We start from the raw sequence: 22447 nt of genomic DNA on the forward strand, positions 1-22447 counted from the left end.
CCTGCTCTTCTAAGAAATACCGGCAGGGGAAGGTAAGCTGCCCCCGCCGGGTTAGTAATAATTTTTATTACGGAAGGGTAACGATAGTTTCGTTCCACCGGCGGTTCAGCTCGGTGCTGAGAGAACCGATACTCTGGGTCCTGAAGTTGTTGACGTCCAAATCCCTGACGGTAGCCGCGTTTCCGGAGTCAAGCTTCGAATTCGGAATCAGGGGAATTGCCGCGAGTTCCGCCAGGAGCAGATTCTGAGCCTCGGCGGAAAGCATGAAGTCGATGAACCGGTACGCTTCCTCAGGATACCGGCCAAAGCTCGGGATACCGAAGGTATTGACCGCGCCGGTCAGGGACGGCTCAATCTGGTAGATCTTGATGCTCGCCGGAAGGCTGCCGTTCTTTACTCCGGAAATAGCCTGGTCCGCCCAGGCGGGGCACATGTCAATTTCTTTGCTCGCCAGGAGATCCAGGGTTCCCTGGTTCTTGTTGGGGTACACCACCCGGCCGCTGGATTTATACATAAAGGGGTGAATCTCCGCCAGGTACGCGAACCCTTTGTCCCACTGGGCCATCCATTTGGTATCGCTGGACATGAAGGCTTCGGTGGGCATGAAGTTGTAGATAGAGCTGCGGATAAAGGAATCTCCGGCGCCGCCGGTGCCCGCTGCGTTGTACACAAACCGGCCGGGGTTCTGCTTAATCCAGTTGGTCAGATCCTGAACAGTCTTCGGGGGGGTACGAATAACATCGGAATTGTACGCCATGACCACTGTGGTCCCCCGGTAAGGAACGAAATATTCCGCTCCCAGAGCAGGCCGGGCAGTGACTTCCCGGAGGTTGGAAATCTTTGACGGATCGTAGCGGAGGAACATTTCCGGTCCGCCTTCGCTCATGTACGCTGCGATCTGGTCGTCTCCGCTTTCCACCAGATCAAAGGTGGTATTCTTCTGGCCGGCTTTGTAGGCTGCCAGGATTTTATCCTGGATTGTCTGAGCGCCGCCGCCGGTGGCGATAAACTGAATTTTCACGGTGCAGTACTGGTTGTATTCCGGATTTTTGTTGAAGGAATCCGCAAGTTTCTCATAAATAATCCGGATATTGTCCGATCCGGAAACCCATACGTTCACTTCGGGTTTTCCCGAGGACTCCTTACCGCCTCCGGCCATAACGGTTCCGGCGACCAGCAGAAGGACCATCAGGAATACCGCGATTTTCTTCAGTTTCATCATTTTACACTCCTTATAAAATATTTTTACCAACGGCAAAAACTTGGATCCCTTAAGATAAATCGAACCATCGGGTTCTTAAAATATTATTCATCCTTGGGAAATACAACATTTCTGCCGAATTCCACATGCACCTGATCCCCAACGTCGCAGGAACCGCATTCCGTCCGGGGGATAAAACATTTAATCACCGTCTCACCGCACTGAACATTGACATCCACATAATGGCCCAGGATCATCACCGTCCGCACGGTGCCATTGATTCCGTTATCCGTATGTCCCGGAAGAATCTTTACATCCTCCGGCCGGACCGCAATCACTTCATTGCCCTGGTTCCAGAAATTCATTTCCCCGATAAAGGACGCCACGTACTTTGTGGCGGGGTTGTCATAAACTTCGGTTGGCGAACCGACCTGTTCGAACTTTCCCTTGTTCATCACCACGATGCGGTGTGAGATGGCCATGGCTTCTTCCTGGTCATGGGTAACGAAAACCACGGTAATCCCCAGTTCGGACTGAATCTTCTTGAGTTCTTCCCTCATCTGCATCCGGATTTTCGCGTCCAGCGCCGAGAAGGGTTCGTCCAGGAGAAGCACCTCCGGCTGGAGCAGCAGAGACCGGGCAATGGCGATTCGCTGCTGCTGGCCGCCGGAAAGCTGATTGGGGTATTTTTTTTCGCATCCCGGCATGCGCACCATTTCCAGCATGGCATCAATGCGCCGGGCAATTTCATCCTTCGGTATTTTTCTGAGCTTCAGGCCGAAGGCGAGGTTTTCGTAAATTGACATGTGGGGCCAGAGGTTGTAGCTCTGGAAAACCATAGCGGTGGGCCGCTTCTCCGGGGGAAGCTGGGCGATACTCTGATTGTTGATGGTAATATCCCCGGCGTCGATGTTGAGAAACCCGCCGATGGTACGGAGGATCGTCGTCTTTCCGCATCCCGACGGTCCGAGCATGGTTACGATTTCGCCGTTGTACACATCAAGGTTTATGTTGCGCACACCATCGCCGTTGTCGTAAACCTTATCCATTTGGGTAATCTGAAGTTTGATTTCTTTCGCAGCAGTACTCATGGGACACCTTTTAGTCGTTGCTGGGGATACTTGCCCGGTAAAAGACCGGGCGGCTTGGGACGGCTGTTATCCGGTAAAGACCGTATCCCAGAACAGTAAACCCCGCTGTTAAATAATTCCTTACAGAACGAACCCAGCCGATTCTGTAACATTTACAGGACACTCCATCCAAAAGACGGAGAAGTTCATTTCAGTTTAAAACCGCCGGCAATGGCACTGGGACCGATATATTTCCGCATGGCAACCAGAAGAATAACCGTGGGAATCATCAGGATGATCGCGAAAACCGCTCCAGCCATGATGGGGTAATCGCTGATGACACTGTACATTTCCACCGGCATGGTACGGTACTGGGGAACACCAACCAGGAAGGTACCCTGCATTTCCTCCATGGAACCGAGAAAGGTATAGATCGAGGCCACCGCGATCCCCGGCATAGCCATGGGAAAGGTAACTTTCATGAAGGTTCTGAAAGGACCGGCCCCCACATCCCGGGCAGCCTCCTCCTGCTGGCGGTGGACATTGCCGAAAGCCCCCGCGGGAAGCCACACCATGAACATCATGGTATTGATCAGATGAATGATAACCACGCCGATGAATGTACCCATCAGGTTATAGCGGTAATATAAAATCCCGATGGATGTATACAGTCCAATCTTGGGAAAGGCGTTGGTCAGCAGAAAGGACAGCATAAAGATCCGCCGGCCGGGGAATTTAAAACGGGCAATGGCGTAAGCCGCGGGGATACAGAGCAGCATCGATACGATGGTGGTGACTATGGCGAACAGGAACGAGAGGCCGATAGAAGAGACGAGACTCTTCTGGGAAAGAACAAAACCCCACCAGCGGAAACCGAATTCCTGTGGGATTACCGCGGGAACCTCATACTTGTTGGCAAAGGCAAGCATCACCAGGTTCATCATGGGGCCGTAAAAGAAAAGCAGAAAGACCGCGAGGATGAGAAATTCGAAAAATTTCTTTCTTCCCACCGCATGATAAAAACGCTTTGGATTCAAATACTGGAACATGCCCACCTCAGTTTATTTATTAACCTAGTTAATTAATGAAACGTAGTGTAGCACTGAAAATTCTAGAACGCAAGTTTTTTCGTCATTTTCTTGGAGCCCATTTTAATTTCGTAAAATAGAACAAAACGCTGAATCATACTCATAACGAAAAAAAATTAATAAAAAAAGTAAAATATGTACGCCAGAGGCCATCCTGCGTCACGGTTTTTACGGATTCCGTTTGCCGGTCGGTACCCTTTGAGACCATTACCCGACTCTGGCGGTGGACTCCCGGATAATCAGTCTGTAGGGAAGAACCGCGTCAGACTCGACGGCGTCCCGGTTGACGATACTGCGGTGAAGCATCAGCGCAGTCCGCTCCCCCATTTCCAGAAGGGGCTGGCGGATGGTGGTGAGCCGGGGAATGCTGTAGTTGGATATTTCGATATCATCGAATCCCACCACCGAAACATCCTCGGGCACCCGGATACCCTCATCCCGCAGTACCCGGATGGTACCCATGGCCAGTTCGTCGGTGGCGGCAAAGACCGCGGAAAAATTGCGCCCTCCCCGGAGAAGCAGTTCCCGCATACCGTACATGCCCGATTCAGCGGTTAAGGAACGGACGTAAACGATGCGGCTTTCATCCCGGGGAAGACCTGCGGACGCCAGGGCCTTGAAGTAACCCTCCGCCCGCTGGAGTCCGAAATTGACGCCTGCGCCGTTCACCATATTTATTTCACGATGGCCCAAATTAAGCAGGTGCATAACCCCGTCAAAGGCGGCCTGCTCCTCATCCACGTGGACCGAGGGAATGCGGTCATACGCAAAGGTAGTACAAACCGAGGGCAGCCCCATGTCGAGCAAGTACGAATAAAACCGGGGATTTTTTATTTCCTGAATCAGTATAACCCCGTCGAGCTGTTCGGATTTCATCCGCCGCAGGCATTCCTCTTCACTGGCCTCATCAGATTTGACGAAGAAAAATAAAGTATGGTATCCGAATGATTCCAGATGGCGTTCGATGATTGAAAAGAGCTGGCGCTGAAACATGTTAAACGTATCGGGAATCACGATCCCCACGGAGAAGCTTCGCTGCATCACCATGCTCCGGGCGGCCTTGTTCGGCACGTATCCGGTTTCCTTGATCAGACGCAGTATTTCAGCGCGTTTTTCGGGGTTTACGTATTTCTTCCCGTTGATAACCCGGGATACGGTAGAAGGCGACATTCCTACTTGTTTCGCAATATCTTTGATACTTACCATTTCATATTCCCCTAGGGGACTCCCATCAAAAATCCGGTATTATTTTTATCATACCCAAATTTGCCGGGTCTTTCCAGAACACCGGCATGGGTACCGTGAATGCCCCCGGCTTCTTCTGTTTCGGCTGACAATACTATTTCAGAAAATGAAAACGTTTCCAGTTCATTAAAACAATATTTTTCTGTGTATTTTATCGCATTTTTTATATTTTTTTCGAAAAATATCCAATTTTTGAAATAATTATGATTGGAATTACCAAATTAACCAGGTAATTTAGTGGAAAAACGACTTTATTAAGAAAAACCGCCGGAAAAAAAACTTTACAAATTCATAACATGGATGTACCATGATATGATAACGTTTGCAGAAATATGACTTAAACCAACCAAGATTTCTTTGAGAACCTGGATTTTTCAGAGTTTATCAGGGGCGGTTAAAAAATTACTGAGGTTTATATGGCCAAACAGCTGCGGATCGGTGTCCTGGGCGCGGGGCGGATCGGTAAAATCCACGCTGAAAATATCGCGTATCTGATATCCCAGGCAAAACTGGCGGGCATCGCCGACGTAAAGCTGACGCCGGAGATGGAAACCTGGGCAAAGGGGCTTGGGGCGCAAAATGTATCCGGGGACCCCATGGAGATCATCAGGGATCCTGCCATAGAAGCCATCATTATCTGCAGCTCTACCGATACCCACGCGGACCTTACCATCGCCGCGGCTGAGGCGGGGAAACATGTGTTCTGCGAAAAACCCATTGATCTGACAGTTTCCAAAGTACAGGCCGCCCTGGGGGCGGTGAAAAAGGCAGGAGTCAAACTCCAGGTGGGATTCAACCGCCGGTTTGACCATAACTTCAGGAAAATCCGGGAGCTGACCCTGGCGGGCGATATCGGCGAAGTCCAGATGGTGAAGATCACTTCCCGGGATCCCGCCCCGCCCCCGCCGGCGTACGCAGCGGTTTCCGGAGGGATCTTCATGGACATGATGATCCACGACTTCGACATGGCCCGGTTCCAGGCGGGAAGCGAAATCACCGAGGTCTACGCCGCCGGAGCGGTTCTGATTGATCCGGAAATCGGCACGGCCGGGGATGTTGATACCGCCATGGTGACGCTGAAGTTCGCCAGCGGCGCCATCGGCAGCATCGACAATTCCCGGAAGGCGGTCTACGGCTACGACCAGCGCGTGGAGGTATTCGGCTCCAAGGGTGCCGCCGCCGCGGAAAACGACCTGCCCAGCACGGTTCGGCTGTCCACTGAAGCGGGGATTCTCCACGAAAAGCCGCTGCACTTTTTTCTCCAGCGGTACAAGGACGCGTTCGCTGACGAGATGGCCGCATTCGTTGAGGCGGTGCTTGAGGACAAGCCCGCACCGGTAAGCGGTGAAGACGGCCTGGCGGATATGTACGCTGCCCTGGCGGCGGGAAAATCCCTGAAAGAAAAACGGCCGGTCACCATCGAAGAAATCCGTTCCGGGAATTAAGGAGGCAGTGATGCAGATACCCCACAAAGCGCCCTTCAGCAGAGGCTATACGGTTCTTTCGCCCCGGAGCGGCGTCACCGCGGACATGCTTATGGAATTCGGAGTCCTGGTACTGTTAGCCGGCGATACGTATGAGGACAGTTCCCCCGCCGACGAACGGACATGGCTCCTGTCCCGGGGAACCGCCGCCATCACCTGGAACGGTGAGACAAAACAGATTTCCCGGCCGGATCTGTTTGACTATTCCCCATGGTGCCTTTCGGTGCCCGCGGGCTGCGGGGTTTCCATCACCGCCGGAGACGGCGGCGCGGAATTCTACCGTACCTCTACGGACAACCCGAAACGGTTTCTTCCGAAACTGTATACCCCTGAGGAATGCCGCAGTGAATTCCGCGGCGCGGGAACCATGCGGGAAACCTCCACCCGTATCGTCCGGACCATCTTCGACGACACGAACCGGCCCGAGTCAAATCTGGTAATCGGCGAGGTCATCGGAGTACCCGGAAAGTGGTCGAGCTACCCGCCCCATCACCATCCCCAGCCGGAGATTTACCACTACCGGTTCCTGCCGGAACAGGGCTTCGGCCTGACCGCCATCGGGGACAACGCGTACATCATCCGCGACAAAGATACGATCCTGATCCGGGACGGTGAAGACCATCCCCAGGTGACAGCTCCGGGCTACGCCATGTGGTACCTCTGGGTGATCCGCCACCTCGACGGCAATCACTACGGAACCCCTGACTTTACGGAACAGCACAAATGGGTAACCGGCCCGGAGGACGCCATCTGGCAGCCTAAAGAAAAATAGAATGCGGCCCTAAGGTTTTCAGCCTTTAGGGGACACACCGCCGGCTTCATCAATATCAGGGGAAAGACCCTGCCCGGGCTTTTCCTCTTCACCTTTCAGCAAGGAGCAATACATGGGAACAGTACGATTGACCATGGGCCAGGCCCTGGTCAGATTTCTCGATAACCAGTACCTGAACGTTGACGGGGAGGAAATTAAATTCGTCACCGGGGTGTTCGGGATTTTCGGCCACGGCGTTGTGGTTGGTTTCGGAGAGGCTCTGGCCGCAAAGGACCACAGCCTCCGGTTTTACCAGGCCAAGAATGAACAGGGCGGCGCCCATGCCGCCATGGGATACGCGAAGCAGAACAACCGCTGGCGGATGATGGCGGTGACCAGCTCCATCGGCCCCGGGGCTCTCAATATGGTGACCGCCGCGGGAACGGCCACGGTGAATCGTATCCCGGTGCTCTTTCTTCCCGGGGATGCCTTTGCCTGCCGCCAGCCCGATCCGGTACTCCAGCAGGTGGAAATTCCCGATGATTACACCGACACCGCCAGCGACGCCTTCCGGGCGGTGAGCCGCTACTGGGACCGGGTCAACCGGCCGGAGCAGCTCATGACCGCCATGATCAACGCCTTCCGGGTGCTGACGGACCCCGCGGAAACCGGGGCGGTGACGGTGGCTCTGCCCCAGGATGTCCAGGGCGAAGCCTACGACTACCCCGAAGAATTCCTGGCGAAACGGGTCCATTACCTGGAACGGCGGCCGCCCACCCAAAACCAGATTGACCGGGCGGCGGCGATGCTCAAGGCCGCGAAGAAACCCATGGTGATCTGCGGCGGCGGGGTACGGTACTCCGGCGCGGGAGCGGAGCTCGAAAAGTTCTGCGAAACCTATCATATTCCCTTTGGTGAAACCCAGGCCGGCAAGGGGGTCATCCTCTGGGACAATCCCTATAACCTTTCGGGGATCGGCAACACCGGTTCCCTGGCGGCGAACAAAATCGCCCGGGACGCAGACCTTCTCCTCGCCGTGGGAACCAGGCTGGGAGACTTCACCACATGTTCCAAATGGCTTTTCAAACCCGACGCCAAAATCATGGGTATCAATATAGCGTCCTTTGACGCCTATAAGATGAACGGCGTGCCCATTATCGCCGACGCAAAGCTGACCATCGCCGCCCTGGCCAAGGCTGCCCCGGGCTACAAAAGCACCTGGGGGGAAACCATCCGGACGGTCAAGGATGAATGGAACACCGAAGTGAATAGACTCTATACCGAGGACGATCCCAACGGGCTTTCCCAGGTCAGGGCATTGGGGGAACTGAACGACCGGCTCCTGCCGGAAAACGCCATTGCTGTCTCCGGATCCGGGTCCATCCCCAGTGACATGCAGCGGGTCTGGCGGACCCGGGTGAAGGATACGTACCACATGGAATACGGATTCTCCTGCATGGGCTATGAAATCGCCGCCGCTCTGGGGGTTAAGCTGGCCTGTCCCGACCGGGAAGCGGTTGCCATCGTCGGCGACGGAGCATACACCATGCTCCATACGGAACTGCTCACGGCTGTACAGGAGCAGAAAAAGATCATCATCGTAGTCCTGGACAACGCGGGATTCCAGTGCATCGACAATCTCCAGCACAGCCAGGGAATCGTGCATTTCGGGAACGAGTGGAAACTCCGCAACGAACAGACCGGCCGGCTCGACGGTCCCTCGGTGCAGGTGGACTACGCGAAAAACGCCGAAAGCTGGGGTGCCAGGGGATTCCGGGCCAGGAATGCGGAGGAATTCCGGGAAGCCGTAAAGGCGGCCTTAGCCGAGAAAGGACCGGTGGTGATCGACGCCAAGGTTACCCCCAAGTCCATGACCCATGGATACGACGCATGGTGGCGGGTCGGGACCGCCCAGGTTTCGGAGAACGCAGAAGTTGCCGCGGCGGCCAGGGAAATGGCCGCGGAAACAACCAAGGCCCGTAAATTCTAAAGGAGCATACCATGGCGGAAAACATCCGGCTGGCCATTGCCCCTATCGGCTGGACCAACGATGATCTCCCGGAACTGGGTGGAGAAATTCCCTTTGAGCAGTGTGTCAGCGAAATGGCTCTGGCGGGCTATACCGGCAGTGAAGTAGGCAACAAATATCCCAAGGATCCCGCGGTGCTGAATAAAGCTCTGCAGCTCAGGGGCCTGACAATTTGCAGCGCATGGTTCAGTTCATTTCTCACAACGAAACCCTACGAGGAAGTGGAAGCTGAATTTATAAAACACCGGGATTTCCTGTACGCCGTGGGCGCCCGGGTGATCGGCGCCGCGGAACAGGGCCATTCCATCCAGGGCCGCCAGGACCTGCCGGTGTTCGGCGCGAAACCGACTTTCACCAATGACGAATGGGAAAAGCTCTGCGATGGTCTCAACCGGCTCGGCAAACGGGCAATGGAAAAGAGTATGCAGCTCACCTACCACCACCACATGGGAACCGGCGTACAGACCGCGGCGGAAATAGACCGGCTCATGGAAAATACCGATCCGGAAGCGCTGGGCCTCCTTTACGATACGGGACACCTGGTATTTTCCGGAGAGGATCACTTGGCGGTACTCAGCAAATGGATGCCGCGGATCCGTCACGTTCATCTCAAGGATATGCGGCAGGAACGGCGCGATCAGGCGATAAAGGAGAAGTGGTCTTTTCTCAGGGCCGTCAGGGAAGGGGTCTTCACGGTCCCCGGGGACGGTTCGGTGAATTTTGTACCTGTGTTTGATGCATTAAAGAATGCGGGTTACCGCGGATGGTGGGTGGTCGAGGCGGAACAGGATCCGGCAAAAGCCAATCCCCTGGAATACGCTATCAAAGCCCGGAAATATATCTCGGAAAAAGCCGGTGTCTGACCGGCGATCCATTCGGCCGGCTCCGGATTCGGGGCCAAAGGAGTGAACCATGGCTAAGGTAAAAGTAGGTGTGGCGGGATACGGCGTCATCGGGCAGCGGCTCGCCGACGGCGTGGCCCTGCAGGAAGATATGGAACTGGTGGGTGTCGCCGATGTGGCCCCTACCCTGTCGATCCGGGCTCTCCGGGAACGGGGTATGCCCTACGCGCTCTATACGGCCCTGCCGGAAAAAAAAGGCGACCTGGAAGCGGCGGGAATTCCCGTGTCGGGTACCCTGGAGGATCTGGTACAAAAGGTTGATGTTATGCTGGACGCTACCAGCGCCGGTGTGGGGGCGAAAAACAAGGAACTCTACACGAAGTACGGCAAGAAGGCGATTTTCCAGGGGGGTGAAAAAAACGATGTAGCGGATGTGTTTTTTCACGGCTACGCGAACTATGAAAAAGGTCTGGACGCCCAGTTTTTAAAACTCACCTCATGCAACACCACCGGTCTAATCCGGGCGGTGGACTGCATCGACCGTAAGGCCGGGGTTGAGAAGGTGGCGATCACCATCATCCGCCGGGTTGCCGATCCCGGGGATTACCACCGGGGGCTGACCAACGCTCTCCAGGTGGACAAGGCACCGAGCCACCAGGCTGTCGATCTGATGACCATCATGCCCCACGTAAATGCCACGGGAATCCTGGTGCACACCCCGGTGACCCACGGCCACATCATCACCATTGTGATGACACCGAAGAAAGATATTTCCGCCGATGAGGCGCTGAAATATTTTGATGACCATCCCCGCATCCGGGTGGTCTCCCTGGACGAAGGCTTCCTGGGAAACGCCAGTCTCTTCCGGTACGCCCGGGACCTGGGTAACCCCCGCGGGGATATGTACGAGATCGCCCTGTGGAAGGATACGGTGGTAAAGAGCGAAGGGGATATCATGTTCGCTATCAACATTCCCCAGGAATCGGTAACCATTCCGGAAAGCATCGACGGAATCCGAGCGGTCATGGGTATGCAGAAGGACCGGATTGAAGCGACAAACACGACCAACAAATATCTGGGGATTGGAAAATGGAAGGACCTGTCCTGAAAATCAAAACCCTGGGGGACTTTGATTTCCGGGGAAAGACGGTGATCTTCCGACCGGACATCAATTCCCCCATTGACGGAAAAACACAGAGGATCGTCAACACCAACCGGATTGAGAAAACAATCCCGACCCTGAAGCATCTGACGGACAGCGGCGCCAGGGTGGCCATCATCGCACATCAGGGGGATACCCTGGACTACGTCAACCTCATTCCCATGAGTGAACACGCGGAGAAACTATCCGCCCTGCTGGGACGGCCCGTGGCGTACATCGACGATGTCTGCGGCCCGGCGGCCCAGGCGGCGGTGAAAAACCTCACGGACGGCGAGGCGATTCTGCTCGGCAATCTCCGGTATCTCACCGAGGAAGTGTCCGGTTTCGAGAAGGAAGTTAAGCTGAAGCCTGAGGAGATGCGCTGCACCTATCTGATCCGGAGTCTGGCGCCGCTGGGGGATATTTACGTCAACGACGCTTTCGCGGCAGCCCACCGGAATGCCCCCTCCATGGTAGCCTTCCAGGAACTGCTCCCGGCCGCGGGCGGGATCCAGTTCATGGAGGAATACACCGCCCTCAAGTCGGTAATGGACAATCCTCGGCGGCCCTGCGTGTTCGTCCTGGGAGGCGCGAAAATCTCCGACGCGTTCGGAATGATGCGGAAGGTTCTGGAGGACAATGCCGCGGATACGATTCTCGCCGGAGGCGTCACGGGACTGCTTATGCTCCTGGCAAAGGGAGTAAAGGTCGGAGCCAAAACGGAAGCCTTCATGGCTGACCGGGACCTTCTCAGTTTTCTCCTGGAAGCAAAGGATCTCCTGGCGAAATGGGGAGACCGGTATGTGTTGCCCGTGGACCTGGCCTATGAATATAACGGAGGACGCGCGGAGGTTGACGTGGCTACGCTGCCCGCGGAATTTTCAGACCGGGTGCTTTTCCCGGATATCGGCCATAAAACTATCGCGCTCTTCAAAGACCATATCACCAGGGCCGGGGCGGTCTTTGTGAACGGCCCCGCGGGGATGTATGAGGATCCCCGGTTTACCGATGGTACCCGGGAAATCTGGCAGGCCATCGCCGAAGCCCCGGGATATACCGTGGTCGGCGGCGGCGACACCATCAGCGCGGCCGCGGCGTTTGCGGATCTTTCCAGCTATTCATATATTTGTACCGCCGGCGGCGCCATGGTCCGTTTCCTGGCGGGGAAGAAGCTTCCTTTGATCGAGGCTATGGAAAAAGCGGGAGCCCTGAACCTTACATCCCCGATAAGGAACATGCGATAAGAATCGGCCGTACCCTGTAACTCCGGAAAGCTGTGGAACCTCCGGCGGAAACGCAGGATAGGGCACAGAAAATGCTATTTATAGAAGGAAAATGAAGTTTTTTCGCCCTCCAGGGGTCAAAGCTGCCCTTATTGCGAATAATGCGGAATGGCTTCCGGAATTTCCGGAAGCCGTTTTTACATACCGAAAGGCTGGTATACAATGAAAATCGAACTCCCCTATCTCGACCGGATATTCACCCTGGAATTCCCCGACGAAAATCTCCTGGCTCTGGCGGAACCGAATGAAATTGACGCCGCCGGAGATTCGCTGTCGGTGCTGAGGAACGCCCTTGACCAGATGTCCGAGACCGGCGGCAAAAAGGGGCAGAGCTTGGAGGAATTTCTCCAGGGCGGGAAACGGCTGCTGATCATCATCAACGACGCCACCCGACCGACTCCTACCGAGGCGATGCTGTCGGTATTGCTGCCGGCGGTTGAGAAATCGGGGATACGGAAGGAAGATATCTGTATCCTGGTTGCCACCGGGGCTCACCGGGCGCCTACCGAGGAGGAATACCGCCAAATCCTTGGAGTCCATTACGGAAGCTTCCGGGCAAACTGCGTTCACCATGATTCAAAAAAAGACAAAGATATGGTTGAATTGGGAAGCACCAGGAACGGAACGCCTATTACCCTGAACAAACGGCTCTTTGAGGCTGACCGGATTATCGCCACCGGCAGTGTGGAACCCCATTATTTCGCGGGATTTACCGGGGGCCGCAAGGCGTTCCTTCCGGGGATCGCGGGATTCCGGACAATCGAAACAAACCATAAGCAAGCGCTGTCTCCCGCGGCCCGGTCATTAGCCCTGGAGGGCAATCCCGTCCACGAAGATATGATGGATGCTCTCCCCCTGATCAGAGCGCCGATTTTTTCCTTTATGACGGTCCTCGACAAAAATCAAGGAGTGGCAGCGGCAGCGGCGGGTGACCTGATGGCGTCGTTTTACCAGGCTGTAAAGATCGCCCGGAAGATATTCTGTGTCACAATCCCCGCAAAAGCGGATATCGTTGTATCGGCGGCGAAGTTCCCCATGGACATCGACCTGTACCAGTCCCAGAAGGCCATTGATAACGGAGCTCTGGCATTGAAAGATGGGGGAACCCTCATCCTCGTATCTTCCTGTCGGGACGGCATCGGTGATGAAGCGTACGCAGACCTGCTCGCCCAGGCTTCAACCCCGGAAGACGCTATCGAACGGATCCGCCGGAGCTACAAACTGGGATACCACAAGGCAGCAAAAATGGCGGAGGTTTCCGCCAGGGCAGCGGTAACAGCGGTGACGGAACTTTCCGAAGAACAGCTGGCGTCACTGTTCATCGGCAAAGCCGGGTCACCCCAGGAAGCGCTGGACACGGCATTAGCGGCGGCGAAAAAACGGGGCGTTACCGTACCGAAAATTATAATCCTCCCGGACGGATGCGTTACGGTTCCCGATCCCGGAGAGTAATCATCTTATCCACGGCTCCGGTCTAAAAAACAGAGAAGCCTGACAGCTTCACCAGTCCAAACCAAACCGGCGTACATACGCGGAAAGGTTTTTACCCGTAAGACTTTCCGCGGCATGACAGAGCTGCTGGGGAGTGCCGGCGGCCATTACCCGGCCGCCGCCGTCGCCGCCCCGGGGCCCCATATCAAGAACATAGTCCGCATTAGCTATTACATCCAGATCGTGTTCGATTACAATTATTGTAGCTTCGGCGTCCAGCAGGGAATCGAAAACCTGAATCAAGGTTCGGATATCCTGCGGATGCAGCCCGATGGTGGGTTCATCAAATACAAACAGTGTCCCTTTCTGGGTCCGGCCCATTTCGGATACCAGCTTCAGCCGCTGGGCTTCGCCGCCGGAAAGTTCCGGGGTTGATTCCCCCAGCGTTAAATAACCCAGACCGAGCCCCGCCAATGATGACAGTTTTTGATGAATAGCCGGATAGTCAGTAAAGAGCTCCCAGGCGTCAGAGACCGGAAGGGAAAGAATATCCGCTATGGTGTATCCCTCCCATACAATGTTCAGGGTATCCTGGTTGTAGCGTTTCCCGCCGCATTCCGGGCAGACCAGCACCATGTCCGGAAGGTACTGGATATCCAGGGATATATCCCCGGTTCCTCCGCAGGTTGGACAGGCCCCTTCCTTGAGGTTGTATGAAAAGCGCCCGGCGTTCCAATATTTTTTCCGTGCCGCCGGAGTAGCGGCAAACAACTCCCGGATAGCGTCGAATACTCCGGAATAGGTTGCCACTGTGGACCGGTCGTTTTTTCCGACCGGCACGGCATCCACGGTCACTACCCGTCTGATGCCGCCGGTATCAAGCAGCCGGACATGAGCCGGCGGGGGTTGTTTTTTTATGGAAGCGGTCAGGGCGGGAACCAAGCTGTCCAGCACAAGCGCGGTCTTCCCCGAGCCGGAAACACCGGTGACCACACTGAGTCTGTCCGAAGGGAATGCCGCGTCCACGTTCTTCAGGGTATACAGCTGGTTCACCGTCAGCCGCATAAACCGCTGGTTCAATAAATCCTTCCCGCCGCTGCGGGTGCGCACCAATAACCGGGTATTTCCGGTAAGATACGGAGCAATAATGGAAGAAGGATTCCGCACCACTTCTTCTACAGTTCCCTCCGAAACGATAGTACCTCCGGCAGACCCGGCTCCCGGCCCCATTTCTACAAGATAATCAGCCTTGCCAAGAATAGCCGTATCGTGGTCAACCACAACCAGGGAATTACCCTGATTCAGGAGACCTTCAAAAACATCGAACAATCCCGTTACATTAGCGGGATGCAGTCCAATAGAGGGTTCATCCAGCACATACAATACTCCGGTGGTCTCATTCTTCAGGGTACGCGCCAGCTGGATCCGCTGCAGCTCACCGGTGGAAAGAGTACTGCCCGCTCTGTCGAGGGAAAGATAATCCAAACCGAGGAGTAAAAGCGGGTGAATCCCATTTTCGACCTCCTGCATCAGCTTCGCAGCCAGAGGTTCCATTACCTTGGGCAGGGACTTTTTAACGGTCCGGGCGTATTGCGCCAGCCCCTCCAGGGAAAGAGCTGATACGTCCGCGATTGTTTTTCCGTCCAGAAGGCTTTTCAGCAGATGAGGCGCGAAACGGCTGCCGCCGCAGGCAGGACACTTGCCGATGCGGTAAAATTTGTTAAGCCGTGCCAGACTCTTTTCGCTGTCCGTACCGCGGAAGGCATGCTCCACCGCGTCCCGGGCATTCAGGTAGGTGGCTTCCATGCGGAAGACCCGGCCGCTCCTGTCCGTCACTTCCACCGGAACTTTGACACTTTGCCCCCCGAGAATAAGTTTCTTCTGCCGGGCCGGGAGGTCTTTATACGGTACATCGAGGGGAATCCCCAATTTTTCCGCCGCCCGGGGATAAAAAAAGGAACCGGGGACCCGCCATCCAGCGACTGCCCCTTCCTGAATGGTTTTATCCGGATCCCCGATAAGTGTTGTTTCATCCACTTCCCGTACTTCTCCGGTTCCATGGCAGGTGGGACAGGCACCCTGGGCGTTAAAGGCAAAATCCTCAGCGGAAGGCGGATTAAAAACGACATGGCAGACCGGACAGGTCAGACTGCCTGTCTGCGCCACCGTAAGGCTGGGTTCCTGCCGGTGGCCATTGGGACATACATGGGAGCCAAGCCGGGAAAATGAGAGACGCAGTATGTTGAGCAGTTCACTCATGGTCCCCAGGGTGCTGCGTATCCCCGGGACAGTCGGCCTCTGCCGCAGGGCAACGGCGCTGGGCAGAAAACGGATACTGTCAACCTCGGGCCGCGCGGTTTGTCCTATGCGCCGACGGGTATAGGTTGAAAGCGCCTCCAGATACCTGCGGGACCCTTCTGCATACAGGACATCGGTGGCCAGAGTACTTTTGCCGGAACCGGAAACACCGCATACCGCAACAAATCGGTTCAGGGGAATATTAACATTGATATTTTTTAGGTTGTTCGCCCGGGCACCGTGTATTTCAATAGCCTCCGGAATGCGGGACACGTTCTCTTTTTCAGGGGTTTTACTTTTCAAAAATATTCTCCGCCTTTGAGGAAGTTAAATTTTATTTTCTTCTATATTATAAATTGCGGCTACAGGCTATATGCTGCCGCCGGTTTAATTAAGATCGTCCAAAAGGTTTTTGAGGCTGAACTTGGCCAGTTCGTTTTCCATGGCGTTCTGGGCTTTAAATAAATAGGGATTGAGAATCCTTTCGATATTGCCGCCCACAGGACATCCGGGCGCGGTGTTCTGGTGTATTTTAAACAGCCGGCCGTCCTTAACAGGATCGATGGAAAGATAAATATCCTTAAGGGAAATATCCTTAGGCTTTCGGGTCAGTGCAATACCGCCGGTTCCCGCGGCAACCTCAATCAGTCCTGCTTCCTTTAGTTTTCCCATGATGTTGCGGATGATTACGGGATTTGTATTGGCGCTGGAAGCGATAAAATCACTGGTTACTTTATGAGTTTCCTTAAACACTTCGGCGCTGAGGAGGATATGTATGGCTATTGAAAATTTTGTTCCTATCTGCATAACCGTACCTGTAACAAACAATACTGCATTTTTCTCTTTAAAACAATACAGATTGTTTCCCGGTATAAAATAAAACCGGCGTTCTTCCGGGCTTTTTTCCGGAAGAACGCCCTTGATGTATTATTCCTCCGCCGGTTTTTCTGCCGGCGGAGAGAATTAGTCCGATCAGTTAGTGTAAAACAACGGAAGGAACACATCCAGAAGGTAAGCCCCTCCCCAGCTGGGATATCGGGCAGCGATGGCTTCTTTTGCTTCCGCTGGAGTCTCATACGCGGCTACAGTGGTTTTTACGAAATTGTTGTAGCCCTCAACCTCGGAGATAAACCGGCCCGCTTCCATGGGAGTACCATGTCCGCCGATAAACCATGTGTAGCCTTCTTTCTGAAGTCCTTTGAGGATATCCAGCCGGGTATCCAGGGGCGGCAGGGGAACGTGGAATTCCGCGTAACCAAGGTGATGGACCATGGCGATCTTCTGCGCGGGTAGCTTGATCACCCATGAGCCCAGATCACTGTAGGTGACAAACTCATATTGTACACCGTCAATGTCAATACTCCCTGCAGGCAGGGATTTTACCGGAAGACTTGTCCCCTGCGGGGTTGCCTTGATCGCCGCGGCTTCCGCGCTGTACAGATCAGTATTAGGAAAGAGCTTATCAATGTTAATCCAGTGATGATCATCGGTATGACTTATGAATATCCGGTCCACGGGTTTGTTCAGGGAATCGACAAAAGCCTTAAAACCGCTGTCCGCCTCGGATCCGCCGAAACTGTCAATAATGACGAGCCTGTTATGTTCTACCACCACCGCGTTGGCCCCATCCGCTGAATAGGTATGAACTTTTACATCACCGGTTTTCCGGGTAGCGACATTTTCATTTGCAGTAGCACAGGAAGCCATAAGCAAGACACCCAGGGAAAAGAAACCAAGAACCAAAATACCTTTATTCTTCATTATAATCTCCTCTCTTGTATATATTGCAGTCGCTGACTGCGGCTATAAATTTGTTGTAATATTATTTATTATATCTAACAATAAAAAAATCATCATTTTTAATCCGTTTCGCACCGCCGGATGATGCATTAGAGATTGAAAGTTTTCGGCGGATTGCCGCTGAAATCAGCGATAGTTCCCTCGGCTTCGTCAAGATAGAACACTTCAAAATCAGGATTCTCCGGGATCTTATAAATGGATTGTACCAGTGAACTCGCATCCAGGATCCGTTGTTTTAAAGTCAGATCACCGGTAAAGACGACTTTTCCTTTCAGACGGAGCCATTCGAAATCCGGACTGGCGCAGCAGATTTCAACATAAGGTAATTTCTGAATTTCCTCAAAAACCGGCTTTTTATTGGATGTACAGAAATAATATTTTCCACCTTCTTCGCGCATAAACTGGAAAGGCCGTACCTTAGGTTTCCCGTCCAGCCCCTGGGTCGCAAAGAACTGAACATCATTTTTTGTCAGAAAATCTTTTACTTCATTCATAGTAAATCTCCTTAATGTTTGTTGTAATATTTTTTATTACATCTAGAATATATATCAGCATTGTTGTAATGTCAATAGTTACAGCAATTTTTCTTTAGTTTTTTGAATCAAAACATCTCCTATCTTCGGTTAATGCCGAATTTATGCCAGAATTGACCCGAAATGTGATTGATACTACTATTAATACTGACGGGGTAAGAATCAGAGGTAATAAACATGGCAAAAAATATGGCTCAGGAAATATTGTCCAAGGAATTGCGGCAGAAAACACTGGAAATTCTGCGGGACCGGTTCACGGAAAACCAGGGACGCCATAGGGGTCTGAAATGGGAGGCAATCCGGAAACGGCTGGATAAGGAGCCGGAAAAACTCTGGTCTCTGAATGAAATGGAAAAGACCGGCGGAGAACCCGATGTGATCGGCCGCGATAAGACCACCGGAGAATATCTGTTCGCCGATTGCTCTGCCGAAACACCCAAAGGCCGTATGAATCTCTGTTACGACCGGGAAGCCCTGGATTCCCGAAAAACTACCCGGCCCAAGGGCAGTGCCGCAGAGAAAGCAGCGGCGATGGGTGTAGAAATATTAAGCGAGGAACAATACCGGTATCTGCAGAAACTCGGGGAATTCGACAGTAAAACATCCAGCTGGATACTGACACCTGCGGATGTACGAAGCCTCGGCGGAGCCCTCTTCGCCGACCGCCGCTACGGCAGGATCTTTGTATACCACAACAGCGCCCCTTCCTACTACAGTTCCCGTGGGTTCAGGGGTATACTCAGGATCTGATTCACATATCAGCTGTGTGATAAACGAACTTTTTTAAAATCGAAAAACACACAGTCCTGTTTTTTGCAGTCCCTGTTCTTGGCGCTGAACCCGCAGACAATGGTATCCATAGGCAGGTTGACGCCCATATTCTCCCTGAAAAATTGTACAGCGCTCTCCAATGCCAGAAAGGAATCCCGTTTACAGCACCGGGGACCGCCGTGGCATGCGATATTCTCCAGACTCCGGGCGGTCATCAGATTGCTCAGGCGCCACGCGTCCGTGGATAAGGGGGTAGCATCCGTTATGATGCTCATAAATATTCCGGTACCCACCCCCGCTCCGCAGTTTCCGTAAAATCCGCAGAAGCCGCCGGGTATAACCTGAGCCCGCTTTCTTGCCACAGCCAGTTTTCCCCCAAGAACGGCATGGTCTCCGGCGGCATTGTAAAAAACCGTGAGAAGAACCGCGGGCACGAGGAAATGGTGTTCCGGACCATGCATCTTTATCTTTGGGTTTTTCATTATTGTATTGATCAAAATTACGGGATTGGTTTCCGTACTGCTGAGACAGTACGTTTCAATATAGTCTGCCCCCTCAGCCTGGTGGCAGTCATCACAGACAAAGTGTTTATTTCTGCAGCGCACATTGGTTTGAAAAGTCTTTCCGCAGACGGAGCAGCACATATTTATATCGTGTTCCAGATATTCCAGTTCCGTACCGCAGACAATACAGCCGTAATCAAACATTCCGGTTTCTCCTCAGCAAAGCGAAGAACCTATGGTATAGGAGGAAACCGGTTTTTTCAAGATCATACAGCATTCAAACCTGCGCGCGGAACCGAGTCTCGGTTTACCAGTTCGGGTAGGGCCTATCCCGGTAACGGGGATCAATTTCCACCGCCCGGTCGAAATCCGCCTGGGCTGCTTCTGCGTTCCGCATAAAGATCTTCATGATAAATCCCCTGGTCCAGTAGGCTTCGGCGAACTCAGGCTCCAGCTCAATAGCTTTAGTGAGATCGGCCGCTCCTTTTCCATAGTTCATATTAATCTGCAGCCGGCCCCGCTCAAAATAAAACAGGGCTTCCTCAGGCATAAGTTCTATGCATTTCGTATAGTTGTCATACGCTGTCTGATTGTCACCCAGCTCCTGGTATCCCATGGCCAAATTATAATAGGCACTTACAAAAGAAGGATCCAGTTCCACGGCTTTATGCCAATTGCTCAGAGCGGTTCCCATGTCTTCAGCAAAAACACAGGCAATTCCCAGCTGGTAGTAGGTTTCCGCGTCCAGGGGGTCTATCTCCAGGGACTTGGCAAAAGCCGATATGGATTCATCAATAGAACGAAGATCGAGGAGTATACTCCCTTTTATTTTATAGAACTCACTGTTGTTCTGGTCCAGGGAAATGGCTTTGTCGATTTCCGTGCCGGCTTCATAAAACCGCCCTTCCCGGGCATGGGACAGGGCATTCTCGTAGTAAAGGTTCGCCTGTTCCGTATTTTCCGCGGCCTGGGAGGATTGGTCTCCGTTATGAGAATCAGCACTGGCACAGGAAAACAACAGTAACACCACCAGCCAGAGAGTGATAAAATGTTTCATGATGAAATCTCCTTCTATGGGGCTTTTCCCTGCGATGACCTGTTTACTTTAATTTCTTTTTATAATCCAGAAGTACCAGACTGTCCTGAATTCTTTCTTTACTGTTCATAGGGATTATTAGAGCGCGGAGTTTTCCAGCGGCGGGCATTTCCGACGCCAGCTCTTTTATTCCGCCGCTGATATCCAGATCGAAAATTCCAGGGAGCGTTTTATCGGTAAAGTAAAAGGTCAGTTTGAATCCCGTATTCCATACAGAGAGCCAGCAAAGGTTTTTCTTCTTATCAAGAACTTTGCACAGCCAGTTATTGCCGTCCCGGTAATAGTTCCACTCCAGAAGCAGATTCCGTTCCGCGGCTTTTTCGGCAAAGGATTGGTATTTGCTGTAGTGTTTTCCCAAGGCCGCTTCCAGCACACTGCCGTTTGGTTCAGCCAGGGGGTCTTTCAGGATTATTTCTTCCATAAATATTTCCTCTGAATCGAGCATTCCTTATTACACCGTATTCTCAAAACCGCAGACCTCATCGGGGCTTTCGAATTCAATAGTAGCATGGTGTATCCCTTCTTTTTCAAGAACGTTCCTGATTTTCATTTTAAGTTCCGCCTGGGTTTCCATTGGGACAGCCATAGTCAGGGTCACGTGGGCCGTAAGGATGTTGAAGTCTTCATCCAAAGCCCAGATATGCAGATCGTGGATGTTGGTAATTCCCGCGATAGACTCCAATGATTCAACTATCCGCTTTTGGTCGATTTCCGCGGGAGTACCCTGGAGCAGGATTGGCAGCGTCTGACGGATATTTTTTACCACATTAAACAGAACGAAACAGGCGATGGCCACTGAAAGGATTGGGTCAATGATGGTAAGGCCGGTAAAATACATTATGATGGAACCGGCCAGAACAGCGGCCCAGCCCAGGACATCTTCTAGCATGTGCAGAGAAACTACCCTTTCGTTGATGGAACGTCCCTTCCTGGTACGGAGCACCGCGATGCCGTTGATGACAATACCGATGACCGCCAGAAAAAACATCCCCTCCGCACTGGTTTCCTGGGGGCTGAAAAACCGGGGAATGGCCTCGGACAGGATATACAGGCTTCCGACTACCAAAACGATGGAATTGATAATTGCTCCCAGCAGGGAAAACCGTTTGTACCCGTAGGAGTATTTCTCCGTACGCCCCTTCCTGGACAGCCGCTGGAAATACCAGGCCAGGGCCAGAGAAAGGCTGTCGCCGAAATCGTGGACCGCATCGGAAATGATGGCGATACTGTTGGTGAAAAAACCGCCGACCAGTTCTATTATTGTAAAGGAGACATTAAGGAAAAAAGCCAGTCCGATATTGCCATCTCCGTCCCGGGAATGATCGGAACCGCGGGCATGATTGTGGTTATGAGCCATTTTTACCTCCTCGAAAACGTAACCCTCTGCGGTCAGAGAGCAGTGCCGCAATAAATCAGGTTGCCAGTTTTATTTTCAGCAGTTTTTCCGCAAGGGCCAGGTCTTTTTCTTTTCGGATGTCAAAATCAAAGGTATGCCCCTGGGGATTGTTTTTCGATTCTTCTATTTTATACTGAATTTCCTCCGGTATATCTTCGGTTTTCGACAGTTCCCGTCCCTTTTCACTGAAAATAAAAGAAAGCTGGATACCTGTCTCAGCGGGCGTAATATAGAGGATATTCTTTTTCTTTTCCTGCAATACCAGAGACCATCCCCAGGGTTTTCCGTAAAACTTCCATTCCTGCCCGATACCCGGTACAAGGGTTTCCGCCATGGCAATGGTCTTATCCCAGAGGGTTATTCCTGACCCCATATTCTTCACCAGAATCTCCCTGTCCGGCTGAAGACTTTTATCTCTGTACATGCTTTTCGCCATACGATACACACCTCCCCGGAAAAAACAGCTTCCACCATCTCCTAATTAT

21 protein-coding genes are annotated in these 22447 nt (G+C 53.0%); 8 read left to right on the top strand and 13 right to left on the bottom strand.

Annotation, left to right across the window (positions count from 1 at the left end):
* Positions 1-67: 67 nt before the first annotated feature.
* The 4 genes from JFL75_RS09495 to JFL75_RS09510 all read right to left on the bottom strand — a co-directional run bounded on the left by JFL75_RS09495 (position 68) and on the right by JFL75_RS09510 (position 4565).
* Complete coding sequence (locus tag JFL75_RS09495; protein WP_215626444.1) at positions 68-1222, bottom strand: extracellular solute-binding protein; 1155 nt, start codon at positions 1220-1222, stop codon at positions 68-70.
* A gap of 83 nt (positions 1223-1305) precedes the next feature.
* Positions 1306-2292, bottom strand: coding sequence for an ABC transporter ATP-binding protein (locus JFL75_RS09500; protein WP_215626445.1), 987 nt, complete (start codon positions 2290-2292; stop codon positions 1306-1308).
* A 185-nt stretch (positions 2293-2477) separates the two neighbouring features.
* On the bottom strand, positions 2478-3320 hold the full coding sequence (locus tag JFL75_RS09505; protein WP_215626446.1) for an ABC transporter permease: 843 nt from the start codon (positions 3318-3320) through the stop codon (positions 2478-2480).
* A 246-nt stretch (positions 3321-3566) separates the two neighbouring features.
* Entirely contained in the window at positions 3567-4565 is a 999-nt protein-coding gene (locus tag JFL75_RS09510; protein ID WP_215626447.1) for a LacI family DNA-binding transcriptional regulator, read from the bottom strand.
* Between the two features lie 455 nt (positions 4566-5020).
* Here JFL75_RS09510 and iolG point away from each other — a divergent pair, with 455 nt between their 5' ends.
* The 7 genes from iolG to JFL75_RS09545 all read left to right on the top strand — a co-directional run bounded on the left by iolG (position 5021) and on the right by JFL75_RS09545 (position 13586).
* A complete protein-coding gene (iolG, locus tag JFL75_RS09515) occupies positions 5021-6049 on the top strand; it encodes an inositol 2-dehydrogenase (protein WP_215626448.1) in 1029 nt (342 codons plus the stop codon).
* Positions 6050-6059: 10 nt separating this feature from the next.
* Entirely contained in the window at positions 6060-6860 is an 801-nt protein-coding gene (locus tag JFL75_RS09520; protein WP_215626449.1) for a 5-deoxy-glucuronate isomerase, read from the top strand.
* Positions 6861-6972: 112 nt separating this feature from the next.
* The gene (iolD, locus tag JFL75_RS09525; RefSeq protein WP_215626450.1) at positions 6973-8829 is read left to right on the top strand and encodes a 3D-(3,5/4)-trihydroxycyclohexane-1,2-dione acylhydrolase (decyclizing); all 1857 of its coding nucleotides are present in this window, start codon (positions 6973-6975) and stop codon (positions 8827-8829) included.
* Positions 8830-8840: 11 nt separating this feature from the next.
* A complete protein-coding gene (iolE, locus tag JFL75_RS09530) occupies positions 8841-9731 on the top strand; it encodes a myo-inosose-2 dehydratase (protein WP_215626451.1) in 891 nt (296 codons plus the stop codon).
* 49 nt (positions 9732-9780) lie between these two features.
* Complete coding sequence (locus JFL75_RS09535; protein WP_215626452.1) at positions 9781-10818, top strand: type II glyceraldehyde-3-phosphate dehydrogenase; 1038 nt, start codon at positions 9781-9783, stop codon at positions 10816-10818.
* Positions 10800-12095, top strand: coding sequence for a phosphoglycerate kinase (locus JFL75_RS09540; RefSeq protein WP_215626453.1), 1296 nt, complete (start codon positions 10800-10802; stop codon positions 12093-12095). The genes JFL75_RS09535 and JFL75_RS09540 overlap by 19 nt, the downstream gene beginning before the upstream one ends.
* 201 nt (positions 12096-12296) lie before the next feature.
* On the top strand, positions 12297-13586 hold the full coding sequence (locus JFL75_RS09545; protein ID WP_215626454.1) for a nickel-dependent lactate racemase family protein: 1290 nt from the start codon (positions 12297-12299) through the stop codon (positions 13584-13586).
* A gap of 48 nt (positions 13587-13634) precedes the next feature.
* Here the strand turns inward: JFL75_RS09545 and JFL75_RS09550 are convergent, their stop codons facing one another.
* The 4 genes from JFL75_RS09550 to JFL75_RS09565 all read right to left on the bottom strand — a co-directional run bounded on the left by JFL75_RS09550 (position 13635) and on the right by JFL75_RS09565 (position 18157).
* Positions 13635-16166 carry an excinuclease ABC subunit UvrA gene (locus tag JFL75_RS09550; protein WP_223292813.1) on the bottom strand — a complete coding sequence of 844 codons (2532 nt, stop codon included), beginning with the start codon at positions 16164-16166 and terminating at the stop codon, positions 13635-13637.
* 84 nt (positions 16167-16250) lie between these two features.
* Positions 16251-16670: an Rrf2 family transcriptional regulator gene (locus tag JFL75_RS09555; protein WP_215626455.1), complete on the bottom strand. Its 420-nt coding sequence runs from the start codon at positions 16668-16670 to the stop codon at positions 16251-16253.
* A gap of 165 nt (positions 16671-16835) precedes the next feature.
* The gene (locus JFL75_RS09560) at positions 16836-17624 is read right to left on the bottom strand and encodes an MBL fold metallo-hydrolase (protein WP_215626456.1); all 789 of its coding nucleotides are present in this window, start codon (positions 17622-17624) and stop codon (positions 16836-16838) included.
* A gap of 128 nt (positions 17625-17752) precedes the next feature.
* Complete coding sequence (locus JFL75_RS09565) at positions 17753-18157, bottom strand: pyridoxamine 5'-phosphate oxidase family protein (RefSeq protein WP_215626457.1); 405 nt, start codon at positions 18155-18157, stop codon at positions 17753-17755.
* Between the two features lie 216 nt (positions 18158-18373).
* On the opposite strand from JFL75_RS09565, the gene JFL75_RS09570 reads away from it, so the two are divergent.
* The gene (locus JFL75_RS09570) at positions 18374-18946 is read left to right on the top strand and encodes a DUF4256 domain-containing protein (RefSeq protein ID WP_223292814.1); all 573 of its coding nucleotides are present in this window, start codon (positions 18374-18376) and stop codon (positions 18944-18946) included.
* Between the two features lie 8 nt (positions 18947-18954).
* Here the strand turns inward: JFL75_RS09570 and JFL75_RS09575 are convergent, their stop codons facing one another.
* The 5 genes from JFL75_RS09575 to JFL75_RS09595 all read right to left on the bottom strand — a co-directional run bounded on the left by JFL75_RS09575 (position 18955) and on the right by JFL75_RS09595 (position 22398).
* Positions 18955-19674, bottom strand: coding sequence for a DUF5714 domain-containing protein (locus JFL75_RS09575; RefSeq protein ID WP_215626458.1), 720 nt, complete (start codon positions 19672-19674; stop codon positions 18955-18957).
* A gap of 103 nt (positions 19675-19777) precedes the next feature.
* Positions 19778-20527, bottom strand: coding sequence for a tetratricopeptide repeat protein (locus tag JFL75_RS09580; RefSeq protein ID WP_215626459.1), 750 nt, complete (start codon positions 20525-20527; stop codon positions 19778-19780).
* A 43-nt stretch (positions 20528-20570) separates the two neighbouring features.
* Positions 20571-20987, bottom strand: a complete 417-nt coding sequence (locus JFL75_RS09585) for a DUF3788 family protein (protein ID WP_215626460.1) — start codon at positions 20985-20987, stop codon at positions 20571-20573.
* Between the two features lie 30 nt (positions 20988-21017).
* The gene (locus JFL75_RS09590) at positions 21018-21923 is read right to left on the bottom strand and encodes a cation diffusion facilitator family transporter (RefSeq protein ID WP_215626461.1); all 906 of its coding nucleotides are present in this window, start codon (positions 21921-21923) and stop codon (positions 21018-21020) included.
* Positions 21924-21978: 55 nt separating this feature from the next.
* A complete protein-coding gene (locus JFL75_RS09595; protein WP_215626462.1) occupies positions 21979-22398 on the bottom strand; it encodes a DUF3788 family protein in 420 nt (139 codons plus the stop codon).
* Between the last annotated feature and the right edge of the window lie 49 nt (positions 22399-22447).

It is taken from the genome of Breznakiella homolactica, assembly GCF_016616095.2.
Taxonomy (GTDB): Bacteria; Spirochaetota; Spirochaetia; order Treponematales; family Breznakiellaceae; genus Breznakiella; species Breznakiella homolactica.